Below are 14,006 nucleotides of genomic sequence, written 5' to 3'. Positions count from 1 at the left end.
CTGTTACCAGCCACCGGAGGCACCGCCGCCGCCAAAACTGCCGCCGCCACCGCTGAATCCTCCGCCAGAGCGACCACCAAAGGAGCCGGCACCAAATCCACCGGCCATGTAGGCCGCCCGACGTCGTCCTCCCGGCCCACCGCCGCCACCACGCAGGTTGTGCAGCACTATCATCGCAATCACCACCAGAATAAACAGCCAGGGGCCGCCACCGCTGTCACTCTTCGGCTGCTCGGCCGGCTGATACTCTCCGGCGAGTGCCTTCATGATGCTCTGGCTGCCGGCCACCACGCCGGCCACCATATCGCCGCGCTTGAAAGCGGGCAGGATCCGGGTCTGGATGATGTTGGCGGCGATGGCATCGGGCAGGGCGCCCTCCAGGCCATAGCCCACCTCGATGCGCACCTTGCGCTCATCCTGGGCGATCAGCAGCAGCACGCCGTTGTTCTTGCCCTTCTGACCTATGCCCCAGTGGCGACCGAGCTGGTAGCCGTACTCCTCTATGGTCTCCCCATCTAGGCTGTCGACGGAGACCACCACCAGCTGGATACCGCTGCGCTTCTCGAAAGCCGCCAGTTGCTGGGTCAGCTGGTGGGCCTGTTTGCGGGACATCAGGGCGGCCTCATCCACCACCCGTCCGCTCAGGGCCGGAAAGTTCGGCGCGGCTTGCAGCGCTGCCGTCCAGAGCAGCAGCAAGGGGAGCAGCGCGCGCAACATCATGGTCATTGGAAGCTGACCTTGGGCGCCTCATCGGCACCGGGCTTGGCGCTGAAACTGGGTTTGGCCTCGAGATCCGAATAGAGCAGCTTGGACCAGATGACCCCCGGGAAGGTGCGGATCTCGGTATTGAACTGGCGTACCGCCTCTATGTAGTCGCGCCGCGCCACAGCGATGCGATTCTCGGTGCCTTCCAGCTGGGCCTGCAGGGTCAGGAACTGCTGATCCGCCTTCAGATCCGGGTAGCGTTCCACCACCACCATCAGGCGGGAGAGGGCGCTGGAGAGCTGATCCTGCGCCGCTTCAAAGGCTTTGAGCTGGGAGGGGTCGCTCACCTGCACGCTGCCGACCCGGGCGCGGGCATCGGTGACCGCTTTGAGGGTCTCCTGCTCGTGGCTGGCGTACCCCTTGACGGTGGCCACCAGGTTGGGAATGAGATCGGCCCGGCGCTGGTACTGGTTCTCGACCTGGCCCCAGCTCGCCTTGACCTGCTCATCCAGGGTGGGAATGTTGTTCATGCCGCACCCGGTCAATCCCAGCAGCAGGGTGAAAGTCAGCAGGCACTGGGTGGCCCTGTGCCGGAGTGAAGTGGCCATCTTGTTGTTCTCCATTGAAATTTCTGGTGGATATCGGCTCACCATAGCAGCTTGTGGTCAGCCCTCACAACGCTTCGGCAAGACGGGGGCACGGTAGCTCATGGAGACTTTGGGCAACTGGGGCTTGTCCTTGAGCCAGGAGGCCAGCTCGGCATCGCAGCCGTTGCCGGGGGGGATGGGGGCCTGGGGCTGGCAATCCGGGCTGTTTGCCGGGCAGCGCAACCTGACGTGAAAGTGGCTGAAGTGGCCGACCCAGGGGCGCAGCTTGGCGACCCAGGGTTCAGCGGCCGCCCGTTTGCACACCTCGGCCTTGATGACGGGGTTGACGAAGATGCGCGCCACCTCGGGCTTGTTGGCGGCGAGGCGCAGCAGATTGAGCTGCCGGGGGCCGAAGCGGCCGGGCAGCATACGGTAGCTGGGCTCGTCGATCAGCGCCCACTCCTTGGGGGCATCCTGCTCCCACTTACTGATGGGCCTGTCGGCCATGCGAAACCAGATGTCGGCATCGAGGCCGGTCTGGTGACTGCGATGGCCAGAGGTGAAGGGGCCGCCCCGCGCCATGGCGAGATCGGCGATATAGAGATCCGGCATGCCGGCCAGCCTGGTCTGGTTGGCCAGACCCTGCAGGTAGTGAATGAGATTGGGGTGACCGTAGTAGCGCAGTCGCTTGCTGCGGATCACCTGATAACCGGGTCCCGTCAGCGGCAGGGCCACGGCATTTTTAAGGCAACCGGCCGCGTAGCCGCCGATGGCTTCTGCATAGAGGGCGCTGGTGGTGAGCAGCAGGGCAGTGGCGAACATGGGACTCCTGAAGATGGCGGGCTCAGACAGCCCCAAGCATACCAAGAGTGACGGCTGGCCGTCATCCGCGCCGCCGCGCCGGTTGCAACCCATGGGCGGGCTCGCGCACAATGCGGGCCAACGCCGATGCGGCAGGGCCGTTTCCATCATGTGAGGAGGATGAAATGAGAGTCAGTGAACTGGCATCGCAGGGGGGAGTGAACTGGCTGATGCCCCCGGCGCGGCGCTTCTACGGGGTCATGATCTGCCTGTTGCTGGCGAGCCTGGGGACTGTGGTGGCCGCGCTCTTGCTGGGTTATCCCGAGATGGGGCTGCTGCCCTGGGTCGGTCTGGTGTTTGGCGGCATAGTGCTGGTGATGATGGTGTTGCCGCGCAACTGGCAGCGCTGGCGGTTGGCGGAGCTCGCCTGGGACGACCATCATCTCTATCTGCTCAACGGCGGCGAAGACAGGGCCCTGGCCCTGCCGAGGGCGGCACTGGTGGGCATAGAGCGGGATCGCAAGGTGGGGCACGACGGTCAGTGGCTCGACTTCAGCCTGGATCTGGGGCTGGATGGGGAGACCCTGGCCGACGCCACCGCCTTGCTGGGGTTGACCCGGGAAGGCACCCATGAGGTGGCCCCAGGTGTCTATCGCTTCGGTTTTAAACGGGCCTGGCATAGCCGCCGCGCTCTGAGCAGCTTGTTGGCCGCGCTGCAGCCTGGCTGAGTATTTTCTCGACAATTTACCGCAAAGCTCAGATACTCCCTCTGACTCGAATTGATCTTTCCTGCTCCGATAGTCCAAGAGATCAACGACTTGGGCCTCGAGGCAGGGAGTGCCACGGCATGATGCCATGGCTGGTCCGGCAGGGGGGTTGTGCCCTTACTCCAGGTCGGTGGATGCATAGAGAAGGCACCTTGAATCGAGAGTGGATGGCATGAAGATTTACGTAGGTAATCTGTCGTACCGGATGACGGCCGACGAACTGACAAATGTGTTCAGCCAATTTGGGCAGGTAGACAAGGTCGATATCATCATCGATCGCGATACCGGTCAGTCCAAGGGGTTTGGCTTCATTGAAATGCCTGCCAACGGGGATGCCGAGAAGGCCATCGCCGAGTTGCATGGCACCGAAATAGGTGGCCGTACCATCACAGTCAACCAGGCCAAACCGAAGACAGATGCACCTCGTGGTCGCCCCCAGCGCCATCGTTGAGTCGTCTCGATAACGAAAAACGGCATGGAGCAATCCATGCCGTTTTTGTTTGCCTCGCGCTCAGTGACGGGCGGGATCAGGGCACATCGTAACCCAGGGCGGCCTTGCGGATGCGGAACCACTGCTGGCGGTTGAGCACGATGGACTCGGCCGCCACGGCGGCGGCGATCCGCTCCCGCTTGCCCGAGCCGATGAGTGGCAGCGGCTGGCTCGGCAGCATCATCACCCAGGCGTAGACCACCTGCTCCAGGTGCTGGGCCCCCACCTCATGGCGGATCTGCTCGAGCTCGGCCCGCAGCGTGGCATAGGCGGGATCGTTGAACAGCCGTCCGCCACCGAGGCAGGACCAGGCCATGGGCTTGATGCTCAGTTGCTGGCACTGATCCAGGGCGCCATCCAGCGTCCCTTCCTGATGCAGCGGCGAGATCTCCAGCTGGTTGGTGACCAAGGGGAAGGGCAGGCGCGATTGCAGCAGATTGAACTGATGGGGAGTGAAGTTGGAGACGCCGGCGTGCTTGATCTTGCCCGCCTGCTTGAGGCTGATGAAGGCCTCGGCCACCTCGTCGGCATTCATCAGAGGGTCGGGGCGGTGGATCAGCAGCAGATCCAGGTGATCGGTGCCGAGCTTTTGCAAGGAGGCCTCGGCGCTGGCGACGATGTGGCCCTTGCTGGTGTTGTAGTGATTGAGGGCATGTTCCGGCTTGGCGGTGAGGGCGATGCCGCACTTGCTGACAATCTCCATCCGGCTGCGCAGAGAGGGCTCCAGACGCAGGGCCTGGCCGAAGGCCTCCTCGCACTGGTAGCCGCCGTAGATGTCGGCGTGATCTATGGTGGTGACCCCGAGATCCAGGTGGTATTTCATCAGATCCAGCAGGGCGGCCGGGGAGAGTTGCCACTCCATCAGGCGCCAGTAGCCCATGATGAGGCGGGAGAAGGTGGGGCCTTGATGGTGCAGGGCAAGACGGGATACGGACATGGTGACTCCTCTACGGATAAAGAGACGGATAAATAAAGGCAGAATCAATGCTGCCAGCATCTTGGTCTCTTCTGGCGGACAAGGCAATAATGCCCCCCTCGCGAATTCGAACTATGGTTCTGACCGATAACGGTGCCCGGGCGCAGAGGCGGGCCAAAAAGAGGATGGAGAGGTTGTGATGGAAGGATTTGCCGCCAGGCTGCAGAGCCTGATCGGGGAGGGCAGCGTCAGCGCCTTCGCCCGCAAGGTGGGGCTGAGTGAGGCCCTGATCCGCAAGTATCTGAAAGGGGCCGAGCCAGGCCTTGGCAAGGCGAACCAGATCGCCATGGGGGCGAACTGCTCCCTGGAGTGGCTCGCCACCGGCTGCGGTTATCTCTACCGCCAGGCCGAGGTGGTGGACAGGGACGCGCTGGCGGCGGCGGGGGCGTTGGTGCAGGAGACGCTCCCCGGCCAGCCGCTGCCAGGCGAACAGCAGCTGGTGACCCTGCTTGCTTACTACCAGTTCCTGCGCAGCCACAAGCAGGCGGACGGTTTTCTGGATCTGGCGCGGGCGCGGGAGTTCGGCCGTCATCTGGCAGAGGCCTGAGGCCGCCGGGTCCCCGGCAGGGCGCCATTCTTCTGATACCCTCTAAGCAATGGACAAATCCAAGGACACACAGATGAGTTATCTGATCCTGGGCAGTGGCGGATTGGGGGGGGCCCTGGCCCATGAACTCGCCAGCCGTGGCGAAGAGTGGTTGCTGGCGGGCAGGCAGTTGCCAAAAGGGCTGGATCCCGCCTGCTATTTCCCGCTGCAGGAGGTGGACCCGCTCTCCTTCGAGGCTCTGTTCACCCTCTATGACGCCACCACATTGCCGAGGGTGGTGATCAACACCATAGGTCTGCTGCACGATCTCAATCACATGCCGGAGCGGCGGGTGGAAGAGGTGAGCCCCCAGTGGCTTGGGGAGAGCCTGCAGGTCAATGCCTGGCCCCACCTGGCCCTGGGTGCCAGCCTGAGCCGGCTCATGACACCCGAGAGCCGGCTGTGGCTCTGCTCTTTCTCGGATCTGGCGGGCAGCCTGGGGGCGGCCAACCTGGAGGCCGTCGGGCGCTACAGCTACCGGATGAGCAAGGCGGCCCTCAACATGGGGGCCAGGATCCTGGCCGCCGAGTGGGCCGAGCGCTTCCCCGGCGCCGGCGTCATCACGGTTCACCCCGGGCTCATGGACACCCCCATGCAGCAACCCTTCCGGCAGGGGCTTGACCCGGCCCTGTTGCAGGATCCCGCTCTGGTGGCACCGCAGTTGCTGGATCTCCTGGCCTCGTTGACCCTGGCGCACTCCGGTCGCTTCGTGGACTTGCGCGGCCAGCCGCTGCCCTGGTAAGCCGCCGGGCTCACATTCCCGCCCCCCATCCCTTGCCAGCATGGTGCCGGCTGGTTAATGTCATGCTCCTGCATCAGGAGGATGACATGCGCTATATCGATTTACGAAGTGATACCGTGACCCAACCCACGGAAGCCATGCGCCAGAGCATGCTGCACGCCGAGGTGGGCGATGATGTCTACGGGGAAGATCCCAGCATCAATGCACTGGAGCGTCGGGGTGCCGAGCTGCTGGGCAAAGAGGCGGCCCTGTTCGTGCCATCCGGCACCATGTCCAACCTGCTGGCGATGATGAGCCACTGCCAGCGCGGGGAAGGGGCCGTGCTGGGTTCTGCCTCCCACATCTATCGCTACGAGGCGCAGGGCTCTGCCGTGCTGGGCTCGGTGGCCCTGCAGTCTGTCCCCACGCAGGCCGACGGTACTCTGGCCCTGAGCGACGTGCGGGCCGCCATCGCCCCCGATGACGCCCACTTTGTCCAGACCCGGCTGGTGTGCCTTGAAAATACCCACAATGGCAAGGTGCTGCCGCTGCATTACCTGCGCGAGATGCGCGATTTTGTGGATGAGCACGGCTTGCTGCTGCACCTGGACGGGGCCCGTCTGTTCAATGCGGTGGTGGCGAGCGGCGAGCCGGTCGCGGCCATAGCGGCCCCCTTCGACAGCATCTCCGTCTGCCTCTCCAAGGGGCTGGGGGCGCCGGTCGGTTCACTGCTGGTGGGTTCCCATGGCTTCATCGCGCGGGCCAGACGGCTGCGCAAGATGCTGGGGGGCGGCATGCGCCAGGGGGGGATCCTGGCCCAGGCCGCGCTGTTTGCCCTGGATCAGCACGTCACCCGGCTGGCGGACGATCATCGCCGTGCCAGGCGTCTGGCAGAGGGGCTGGCTTCCTTGCCAGGCGTCGCGCTCAATATGGAAGAGGTGCAGACCAACATGGTGTTCCTGCGCCTGACCCAGGGGGATCCCGCCACCCTGCTCGGCTTCATGAAGGAGCGCGGCATCCTCTTCTCCGGCTACGGGGAGCTGAGGCTGGTGACCCATCTGCAGATCACCGATGACGACATCGACGAGGTGATAGACGCCTTCACCGAGTTCCTGAACGGCTGAGGGTGATCGGCAAGCATGAAAAGAAGGGCGCCTGATGGCGCCCTTCTTGTGTCTCTGTGCCGAAGGATCACCCCTGTCGCTGGCCCGTGATCAGCATGGCCTCGTCGGTGGCGTCGTAGATCATGATGGCCAGATGGGTGACCTCGCCGCCGAAATCGGCCAGGGGCACCAGGGTCAGGTTCTGGTACATGTGGGGGGCCGAGCCTGTGATGGGGCGATAGTTGGAGAAGCGCAGCAGATAGGGGCGCTGCTCCCAGGTGCTGAAGGCGCGGTTGTTGAGCTTGAACACCATGTTTGCCTTGCGCTCCAGCCAGGCGCGGTCCACGTCGGGGAAGAGATCGAACAGCACCTGATCGCGTACCTCGCCGGCCAGCCGGCCGCTGTGGCTCTCCATGAAGCCGTTCCATACCTGTACCCGGTAGCCCTTGTCGAGCACGACCAGCCCCACGTCCAGGTTCTGGACTATGTTCATCAGCCAATGAAATTCCCGGATTTCCATGGTCACTCCTGGTGCCTGAGTCTGTGTTGTTGATGCTGGTGATGGGATCACCGCTAGAGCATGTGCATGAACTTGTTATTGATGCTGGCGATGGGATCACCGCTAGAGCATATGCATGATCTTGTTGTTCATGGTGGCGATGGAGTCTTCGGTAAACAGCAGCAGCAGGTCGCACTGCACCGCATACCCCTGCACCCGGTAGTTGATCTCGATGGCCAGGGTGCGGCGCCAGCGGCTCTGGTTGGTGCGAATGAGATCCCTAATGGGCCTGTGCTGACCGAGCACCACGGGATGGCCCTGGCTGAAGGGGGTGTCGAGCTGGTTGGCATAGCCGCGCAGGAAGGCCCCGATCAAGACGTTGGCGGTATCCATCAGCAGCTCCAGCTCGGCATGGTGATCCAGCACCCCCTGATGGTTCATCAGGCGTGCCAGATCCTGGAAGCTGGCATCGTGGAACAGCAGCAGCGCCTCGCCGGCGATACCGGCCCCGATGAAGCCCTGGCAGACGGCGGAGAGGGTATCCGACTCGGCGGCGGCCGAGAGGGCCATGTGCAGCTCGGAGACCTCCAGCACGTTGACGTTGGGGATGGGCAGCAGCACGAAGGCATCCAGCAGGCGAGCCAGCAGATCGGCCCCCTGGCCCATGGCGACGTTGGCCAGCTCCTGATAGACATCCCGCAGCTCGGGGGTGAGCAGGACGGGGGACTCGATGGGCTGCCGTTCGGCAAGGGCGGGGGCGGCGGCCGGGTGGGGCGCCGCTTGCCACAAGCCGTGGCGGCTGAGCAGGGCGAGCAGGGTTTCTGGAGACGCCGGCTTCTTGATGAAATCGAGGGCCCCGAGGGCCATGACGCGGGCGTGGGCTTCCGGCTGGATGTCGCCGGAGACCACGATCACCTTGCTGCGCAGCCCCTCGCGCTTGAGGGTCTCCAGCACGCCATAGCCGTCCATTTGTGGCATGGTCAGATCGAGAAAGATCAGATCGCCGTGGCCCATCAGGATCTGCTCGACCCCTTCCAGGCCGTCAGCGGCCTGGTGCAGGGTGACATTCCAGCCGGCAGGCAGGGCGCGTATCAGCTGCTTGCGAGCGAACCCCGAGTCATCACATATCAATACATTCATAGTGTTAGCCGACCTGTGCAACGAGGATTGCGCTAAGTGTGGGCGATCAACCGTCAGATGCAACGGGCAGCGGCATGGCCGGTAAAAATTGATCGTCCCGTTGATGATGGCGATAGCGTGCGGAGTATTTCTCGACGAAATCGGCAAACATCTTAACACGCAACGGGGTGAATCTGGGCTGGCAATGGAGCATGTAGAAGGGGCGCTTGCCCGACTGCCAGTCCGGCAGCACGGCGACCAGCTGCTCATCCTGCAGGAAGGGGTGCACATAGTGCAGGGGGGCATTGACGATGCCGAGGTGGCGCCGGGCCGCCCGCACCGCGGCCTGGGTCTGGTTGACGTTCAGACGCGGTGTCCGCTTGACCTGCACCGTCTGCTGGTCCCGCCCGCTCAGCTGCCAGTGCTGGTGGGGCCAGCAGTAGATGAGATCGTGCTCTTCCAGCTGGGCCGGGTGGGAGGGGATGCCCATTTTCTCCAGATAGAGAGGGGAGGCAAACAGGCCGTACTCTATGTGGCCGAGGCAGAGGGCATTGGGCAGGGTCTGGGAGAGCTCGCCGTTGAAGAACACCAGATCCCTGTCCTGATCACAGTGGGGGGCGTGGTCATTGGTCTGGCTGATGTCGAACTGCACCCCGGGATAGCGCAGACCGAAGTCGGCCAGCATGTCGACCAGGATGGTATTGGAGAGGGCGATGGGTGCGGCGAGGCGGATGAGGCCGCTGATGTCCCTCTCCTGGCCCTGGATCTCGCCGGTCGCCTGCTCGATTTCGGCCAGCGGCGTGCACAGGCGCTCGTAATAGCGCAGCCCCTCGTCGGTGAGGCGCAGCTTGCGGGTGGAGCGGTGCAGCAAGGCACACCCGAGCTGTTCTTCCAGTTGTGAGATGCGTCGACTGATGGTGCCGGTCGGCATGCCCAGCGCGGCGGCGGCGTGGGAGAAACCGCCCTCTTGCACCACCTTGACGAACAGATAGAACTCTTCGATGTACTTCATAAGCGGCTTAGGGGGTGTTTGTAACAAGCCCGTGACCTTATGAAGAGTCGCCAGGCTTGGCAAGCGCAATCCGGCGTTTAATTGATCTGGATTAGATTCGACTCGCGCTGGTACTGATTGAGCAAATGGACGAAGTCGGCGGGGGGGCGGTCCAGGCTGTTGTCCGGCACCAGGAGATCATAACCCAGCAGATCCCGCAGTCTGGCCATGCGGTTGCCTAGCATGGCGATCACCCCCTCGTACTGCTGGCCCGAGGGGGAGCGAAAGCGGCTCTCCTCCAGCAGCCCCTCGCCCAGCAGCCCGCTGCCGCAGCCTCCGGTGAGGCAGTCGGGGCGCTCGCTGTTCATGGCCTGCAACAGCACGGTGCGCTGCTCGGTCAGCAGGCGAACGGCCAGTCTGGGTGTGATCAGCGTCAAGAAATCGTCGTAATCCTTAATCTTCAAACCTATGTAGGGCAGGGGCACCAGATCCCACCCTAAATGGATACGTGGTTGGTCAATTCGCTGAATATTTCTCCATTTCAGGATCCAGCCACCGTACTTATGGTGATATTGCAGGCAATCCTGACACAGGGAGAGACTGAAATGAGGCTCTGCCAGCTTCAGCGCCCCGACAAGAATTGTCATCAGGCCCGTCAACAGGAGGAAGATGACCGGCATTAATAGTTGTTCAGGAAAGAAAAAAAGTATAAAAATCATAGCAATGGTTATGACTATGCCCAACAATACCAGTGTGAGTCCATTTCTCCTGACCATGGGGATCACATGTAGCGTTTTCATATGATTTCGGCCCTTTTCCACACCTCTGTTTCCAGATTATGGGTCGGAACGGATTTTGTACCAGCACGGACGCGTTGACCAAACGCGGATCCAGGCCGGTTCTGCCATGAGCTTTCAGCATGAATCATCACTCAACATGAATACGCTAGACGAACGCCTGCTCACCGCAATGGACGTGCTCCATACGCCCATCTGGGTCTATGACATCCAGCGTCATCATATCTACTGGGCCAATGGCTCCGCCCTGGGGTTGTGGGAGGCGAGCTCCCTGGCCGAGCTGCAATCCCGCGACTTCTCGGCCGACATGGCCGCCGCCATCGATCTGCTGCTGCAGCGTTATCTCGGTGATTTTCAACAGGATCGCAGTTACAACGAGTGGTGGACCCTCTCCCCCAAGGGGGTCAAGAAACAGGTCTATCTGCGCCTCTCCGGCATCCAGCTTGCCGGACGGCAGATGATGATGACGGAGGCGGTCATCGATGCCGATACCCTCTATCAGGAGTCTTCCCTCGCCACCGGCGACACCCTGGCCTGCCTGTTCGACAACGAGGGGGGGCTCGAGAGCGGCAACCACCATTTCGACATGTGCTTTGGCACCGACATCAGCCGGCTGACCCAGGTCTTCTCCGGTGGTGATGAGGCCTTCTACACCCGGCTCTCCCGGGTGGGGGAGGTGGTGGCCGAGGGAGAGTGCCGGACCCGGAAGGGGATGCGCTGGTTCCAGTATCAGTTCCGCCACATCCAGCAGGGGGCGCGGATCCTGCTGACCATGCGGGACATCACGGATCGCAAGCTCGAGGAGCTCGAACACCGCCACCTGGCCTGGCACGACTCCCTCACCGGCCTGCTCAATCGCTACGGCCTGATGAAGTCTCTCGAGGCCTATTGCGGCCTGGGGGGGCGCTTCGCCCTGGTGTTCATGGACTTGGACAACTTCAAGCTGGTCAATGACAACTATGGCCACAAGGCGGGGGATCGCCTGCTGGAGCGGGTCGCTGGTCGGCTCAAGCAGATCTGCCCGCGGGATGTGGAGCTGGCACGCCTCGGCGGAGACGAGTTCACCGCCCTGGTGCCCCTCAATCAGGCGAGCGATCGGGCGCAGGAGGTGGCGGATCTCATGCTCTCCCAGATGAGCAAGCCGCTGCAGCTGAGCGGGGTGCCCGAGGTCACCATAGGGGGCAGCATCGGCATCGCCATCTACCCGGACGACGCCGATGATGGCGACAACCTCATCACCCGTGCCGACATGGCCATGTACCAGGCCAAGCAGATGGGGCGTCTGCGCTGGCAGCGCTTCACCCCCAGCATGCAGCAGAGCCTGCACCGCAAGCTGACCCTGAAGCAGTTTCTGGCCAAGGCCGTCGGCCGGGGGGAGCTCAGCCTGCGCTATCAACCCCAGGTGGATGTGGCCCAGGGCAAGCTCATCGGTTTCGAGGCCCTGCTGCGCTGGTACAACCCCGTGCTCGGGCACGTCTCGCCGGCGGAGTTCATCCCCCTTGCCGAAGAGATGGGGCTCATTCGTGAAATAGGGAGCTGGGTGCTCGCCACCGCCTTGGCCCAGATGGGGGAGTGGCAGCGCCAATGGCAGGTGCGGGTGCCGGTGTCAGTCAATCTCTCCGGCTTCCAGCTCTCCGCCTCCCTGCCGGGGCAGGTGGCGCAGCAGCTCAGGGAGTCCAATGTCGAGGCGGGCCTGCTGACGCTGGAGCTGACCGAAACCGTGCTGATGCTGGACATGAAGGGGTGTATCGAGATCCTCGACGCCCTGAGCGAGCAGGGGATTAAGATCGCCATCGACGACTTTGGCACCGGCTACTCGTCGCTCGCCTACCTCAACCGTCTGCCCATCGACACCATCAAGCTGGATCGCTCCTTCGTGGTCGGGCTGAACCTGCCGGTGATCCGGGCCACCGTGGCCATGGCCACCAGTCTGGGGCTCGGGATCCTTGCGGAAGGGGTGGAGGACGAGCACGAGCTGGCGGCCCTGCGTGCCCAGGGCTGCCATGTCTTCCAGGGGTTCCTGTTCAGCACACCCATGACCCCGGAGGAGGTGGCGGCGGCAGGCTTCGGGATCCGCTGCAAACTTGGTCACTATCCGCTGGCAAGTCGTTGAGATCCTTGCCGATAAGTGTGCGGCATGTCCCATTTCAGAAGCGCGACATGCCAAATTAAGCATAATTAATCGAATGTTTGTCTCATATCATGGGATTCACTAGACGTTATCGCTAGTATGCGCGCTCATTCCTTGGTCATGGAGTATCACCATAATGAGTCAAGCCGCAGTGAACGAGCGTCCGGCCAGTCCCAATGGCTGGTTGAACCGCTTCCTCAACGGGGTCGAGAAGGCGGGCAACAAGCTGCCGGATCCCGCCATGTTGTTCCTCTATGCCTTGCTGATCGTCTGGGTCGGCTCCTGGATAGGCTCCCAGTTCTCCTTCGATCTGGTCAACCCCCGCACCGGGGAGGCAGTGGTGGTCAACAACCTGCTGACCGGGGCGGGGCTGGCCGAGTTTCTCGCCAGCATGGTCACCACCTTCACCGGCTTTGCGCCCCTTGGCATAGTGCTGGTGGCCATGCTGGGGGTCGGGGTGGCCGAGCAGTCCGGTTTCATCAACACCGGCCTGAAGAAGTTGCTCAAGGTCACCCCGGCGCGCTTCCTGACCCCCATGCTGATCCTGGTGGCCATCGTCAGCCATACGGCGGCAGATGCGGGCTATGTGCTGGTGATCCCCATCGGCGGCATCATCTTCCATGCGGCGGGTCGCCACCCGCTGGCGGGCATAGCTGCGGCCTTTGCCGGGGTCTCCGGCGGCTTCGCCGCCAACTTCCTGCCCTCCGGCGGGGATGCCCTGCTGCAGGGGTTCACCCAGTCGGCGGCCCAGCTGCTCGACCCCGACTACATGGTCAACACCCTGTGCAACATCATCTTCACCGGCGCCTCCTCCCTGCTGATCATCTGCGTGGGCTGGTTTGTCACCGAGAAGATAGTGGAGCCGCGCCTCAAGCAGGTGCCCCTCAACGAGGATCTGGAGAGTGCCGACGAGATGGGGCGCTACAGCGCGCAGGAGAGCCGGGCCTTCAACTGGGCCGGGTTTGCCATGCTGGCGGCCGTGGTGCTGCTGGGGCTGGCCCTGTCCCCGGACGACTCGCCGATGCGGGCACCGGATGGATCGCTCACTACCTTCGCGGCGCCCGTGATGAAGTCCATCGTGCCCCTCATCTTCCTGCTCTTCATCCTGCCCGGCATCGTCTACGGCTTCGTGGCGGGGAGCTTCAAGAGCGGCAAGGATGTGATCGATGCCATGTCGGCCACCATGAACAAGATGGGCTCCTACATGGTGATGGCCTTCTTCTGCGCCCTCTTCATCAAGGCGTTCGGTGACTCCAACCTGGGGACCCTGCTGGCCCTCTCCGGCGCCGAGGTGCTCCACGCCCTGGCGCTGCCGGGAGAGGTGACCATAGTCGGCATGATACTGCTCACCGCCAGCGTCAACCTGGTGGTGGGGTCGGCCTCGGCCAAGTGGGCGCTCATCAGCCCCATCCTGGTGCCCATGCTGATGGCGGTGGGGATTTCGCCCGAGCTGACCCAGGCCGCTTATCGGGTAGGGGATTCCGCCTCCAACATCATCACCCCGCTGATGGTCTTCTTCCCCCTGGTGGTGGTCTATTGCCAGCAGTATGTGAAGAGCACCGGCATCGGCACCCTGGTTTCCATGATGCTGCCCTACTCCCTGGCCTTCCTGGTGAGCTGGACCTGCTTCCTGCTGCTCTACTGGGCGCTGGGCTTCCCGCTCGGGCTGCAGGCCCCCTATGTGTATCCTGCCCCCTGAGGGTGACGAGGGGCCTTGGGCCCCTCGCTTTTTT

Annotated in this window: 15 protein-coding genes; 7 read left to right on the top strand and 8 right to left on the bottom strand. The window is 63.1% G+C overall.

From position 1 onward, the window contains the following. Positions 1-3: 3 nt before the first annotated feature. The 3 genes from ACB030_RS16380 to mepA are packed head-to-tail and all read right to left on the bottom strand — an operon-like array spanning position 4 to position 2,114. Positions 4-726, bottom strand: coding sequence for a YgcG family protein (locus tag ACB030_RS16380; protein ID WP_371161228.1), 723 nt, complete (start codon positions 724-726; stop codon positions 4-6). Next, positions 723-1,328 (bottom strand): LemA family protein, encoded by a 606-nt coding sequence (locus tag ACB030_RS16375; RefSeq protein WP_162519308.1) that lies wholly within the window; start codon positions 1,326-1,328, stop codon positions 723-725. The genes ACB030_RS16380 and ACB030_RS16375 overlap by 4 nt, the downstream gene beginning before the upstream one ends. Before the next feature lie 42 nt (positions 1,329-1,370). Continuing rightward, positions 1,371-2,114, bottom strand: coding sequence for a penicillin-insensitive murein endopeptidase (gene mepA, locus ACB030_RS16370; RefSeq protein ID WP_371161226.1), 744 nt, complete (start codon positions 2,112-2,114; stop codon positions 1,371-1,373). A gap of 164 nt (positions 2,115-2,278) precedes the next feature. On the opposite strand from mepA, the gene ACB030_RS16365 reads away from it, so the two are divergent. Together ACB030_RS16365 and ACB030_RS16360 are read left to right on the top strand one after the other, a co-directional pair. Beyond that, positions 2,279-2,821, top strand: coding sequence for a hypothetical protein (locus ACB030_RS16365; protein WP_371161224.1), 543 nt, complete (start codon positions 2,279-2,281; stop codon positions 2,819-2,821). 211 nt (positions 2,822-3,032) lie between these two features. Then, positions 3,033-3,311, top strand: coding sequence for an RNA-binding protein (locus ACB030_RS16360; RefSeq protein WP_205641893.1), 279 nt, complete (start codon positions 3,033-3,035; stop codon positions 3,309-3,311). Positions 3,312-3,387: 76 nt separating this feature from the next. On the opposite strand, the gene ACB030_RS16355 is transcribed toward ACB030_RS16360, so the two are convergent. Continuing rightward, complete coding sequence (locus ACB030_RS16355; protein ID WP_371161222.1) at positions 3,388-4,287, bottom strand: aldo/keto reductase family oxidoreductase; 900 nt, start codon at positions 4,285-4,287, stop codon at positions 3,388-3,390. Positions 4,288-4,465: 178 nt separating this feature from the next. On the opposite strand from ACB030_RS16355, the gene ACB030_RS16350 reads away from it, so the two are divergent. The 3 genes from ACB030_RS16350 to ltaE all read left to right on the top strand — a co-directional run bounded on the left by ACB030_RS16350 (position 4,466) and on the right by ltaE (position 6,757). Continuing rightward, positions 4,466-4,873 (top strand): XRE family transcriptional regulator, encoded by a 408-nt coding sequence (locus ACB030_RS16350; protein WP_205643378.1) that lies wholly within the window; start codon positions 4,466-4,468, stop codon positions 4,871-4,873. Between the two features lie 73 nt (positions 4,874-4,946). Then, complete coding sequence (locus ACB030_RS16345; protein WP_371161219.1) at positions 4,947-5,654, top strand: SDR family oxidoreductase; 708 nt, start codon at positions 4,947-4,949, stop codon at positions 5,652-5,654. Positions 5,655-5,740: 86 nt separating this feature from the next. After that, positions 5,741-6,757 carry a low-specificity L-threonine aldolase gene (gene ltaE / locus ACB030_RS16340; RefSeq protein WP_371161217.1) on the top strand — a complete coding sequence of 339 codons (1,017 nt, stop codon included), beginning with the start codon at positions 5,741-5,743 and terminating at the stop codon, positions 6,755-6,757. Positions 6,758-6,824: 67 nt separating this feature from the next. Here ltaE and ACB030_RS16335 read toward each other — a convergent pair whose 3' ends face one another. The 4 genes from ACB030_RS16335 to ACB030_RS16320 all read right to left on the bottom strand — a co-directional run bounded on the left by ACB030_RS16335 (position 6,825) and on the right by ACB030_RS16320 (position 10,145). Then, on the bottom strand, positions 6,825-7,256 hold the full coding sequence (locus ACB030_RS16335; protein WP_042650276.1) for a PAS domain-containing protein: 432 nt from the start codon (positions 7,254-7,256) through the stop codon (positions 6,825-6,827). A gap of 102 nt (positions 7,257-7,358) precedes the next feature. Beyond that, on the bottom strand, positions 7,359-8,375 hold the full coding sequence (locus ACB030_RS16330; RefSeq protein ID WP_205641891.1) for a response regulator: 1,017 nt from the start codon (positions 8,373-8,375) through the stop codon (positions 7,359-7,361). A 46-nt stretch (positions 8,376-8,421) separates the two neighbouring features. Then, on the bottom strand, positions 8,422-9,366 hold the full coding sequence (locus ACB030_RS16325; protein ID WP_205641890.1) for a LysR family transcriptional regulator: 945 nt from the start codon (positions 9,364-9,366) through the stop codon (positions 8,422-8,424). A gap of 77 nt (positions 9,367-9,443) precedes the next feature. Then, entirely contained in the window at positions 9,444-10,145 is a 702-nt protein-coding gene (locus ACB030_RS16320) for a DUF2982 domain-containing protein (protein WP_371161214.1), read from the bottom strand. A gap of 169 nt (positions 10,146-10,314) precedes the next feature. Here ACB030_RS16320 and ACB030_RS16315 point away from each other — a divergent pair, with 169 nt between their 5' ends. Next, positions 10,315-12,255 carry a putative bifunctional diguanylate cyclase/phosphodiesterase gene (locus ACB030_RS16315; RefSeq protein WP_371161278.1) on the top strand — a complete coding sequence of 647 codons (1,941 nt, stop codon included), beginning with the start codon at positions 10,315-10,317 and terminating at the stop codon, positions 12,253-12,255. A gap of 154 nt (positions 12,256-12,409) precedes the next feature. Further along, complete coding sequence (locus tag ACB030_RS16310; protein ID WP_042650274.1) at positions 12,410-13,972, top strand: AbgT family transporter; 1,563 nt, start codon at positions 12,410-12,412, stop codon at positions 13,970-13,972. The last annotated feature ends 34 nt before the right edge of the window (positions 13,973-14,006 follow it).

It is taken from the genome of Aeromonas sp. S16(2024) (genome assembly GCF_041403065.1).
GTDB lineage: Bacteria > Pseudomonadota > Gammaproteobacteria > Enterobacterales > Aeromonadaceae > Aeromonas.
Note: the sequence above shows the minus strand (reverse complement) of the source record. Positions and strands in the feature narration are given on the sequence as shown.

What these genes read in the sequence shown, in the direction of transcription:
- ACB030_RS16380 (WP_371161228.1), bottom strand. Translation starts at nt 726, where the DNA reads ATGACCATGATGTTGCGCGCGCTGCTCCCCTTGCTGCTGCTCTGGACG.
- ACB030_RS16375 (WP_162519308.1), bottom strand. Translation starts at nt 1,328, where the DNA reads ATGGAGAACAACAAGATGGCCACTTCACTCCGGCACAGGGCCACCCAG.
- mepA (WP_371161226.1), bottom strand. Translation starts at nt 2,114, where the DNA reads ATGTTCGCCACTGCCCTGCTGCTCACCACCAGCGCCCTCTATGCAGAA.
- ACB030_RS16365 (WP_371161224.1), top strand. Translation starts at nt 2,279, where the DNA reads ATGAGAGTCAGTGAACTGGCATCGCAGGGGGGAGTGAACTGGCTGATG.
- ACB030_RS16360 (WP_205641893.1), top strand. Translation starts at nt 3,033, where the DNA reads ATGAAGATTTACGTAGGTAATCTGTCGTACCGGATGACGGCCGACGAA.
- ACB030_RS16355 (WP_371161222.1), bottom strand. Translation starts at nt 4,287, where the DNA reads ATGTCCGTATCCCGTCTTGCCCTGCACCATCAAGGCCCCACCTTCTCC.
- ACB030_RS16350 (WP_205643378.1), top strand. Translation starts at nt 4,466, where the DNA reads ATGGAAGGATTTGCCGCCAGGCTGCAGAGCCTGATCGGGGAGGGCAGC.
- ACB030_RS16345 (WP_371161219.1), top strand. Translation starts at nt 4,947, where the DNA reads ATGAGTTATCTGATCCTGGGCAGTGGCGGATTGGGGGGGGCCCTGGCC.
- ltaE (WP_371161217.1), top strand. Translation starts at nt 5,741, where the DNA reads ATGCGCTATATCGATTTACGAAGTGATACCGTGACCCAACCCACGGAA.
- ACB030_RS16335 (WP_042650276.1), bottom strand. Translation starts at nt 7,256, where the DNA reads ATGGAAATCCGGGAATTTCATTGGCTGATGAACATAGTCCAGAACCTG.
- ACB030_RS16330 (WP_205641891.1), bottom strand. Translation starts at nt 8,375, where the DNA reads ATGAATGTATTGATATGTGATGACTCGGGGTTCGCTCGCAAGCAGCTG.
- ACB030_RS16325 (WP_205641890.1), bottom strand. Translation starts at nt 9,366, where the DNA reads ATGAAGTACATCGAAGAGTTCTATCTGTTCGTCAAGGTGGTGCAAGAG.
- ACB030_RS16320 (WP_371161214.1), bottom strand. Translation starts at nt 10,145, where the DNA reads ATGAAAACGCTACATGTGATCCCCATGGTCAGGAGAAATGGACTCACA.
- ACB030_RS16315 (WP_371161278.1), top strand. Translation starts at nt 10,315, where the DNA reads ATGGACGTGCTCCATACGCCCATCTGGGTCTATGACATCCAGCGTCAT.
- ACB030_RS16310 (WP_042650274.1), top strand. Translation starts at nt 12,410, where the DNA reads ATGAGTCAAGCCGCAGTGAACGAGCGTCCGGCCAGTCCCAATGGCTGG.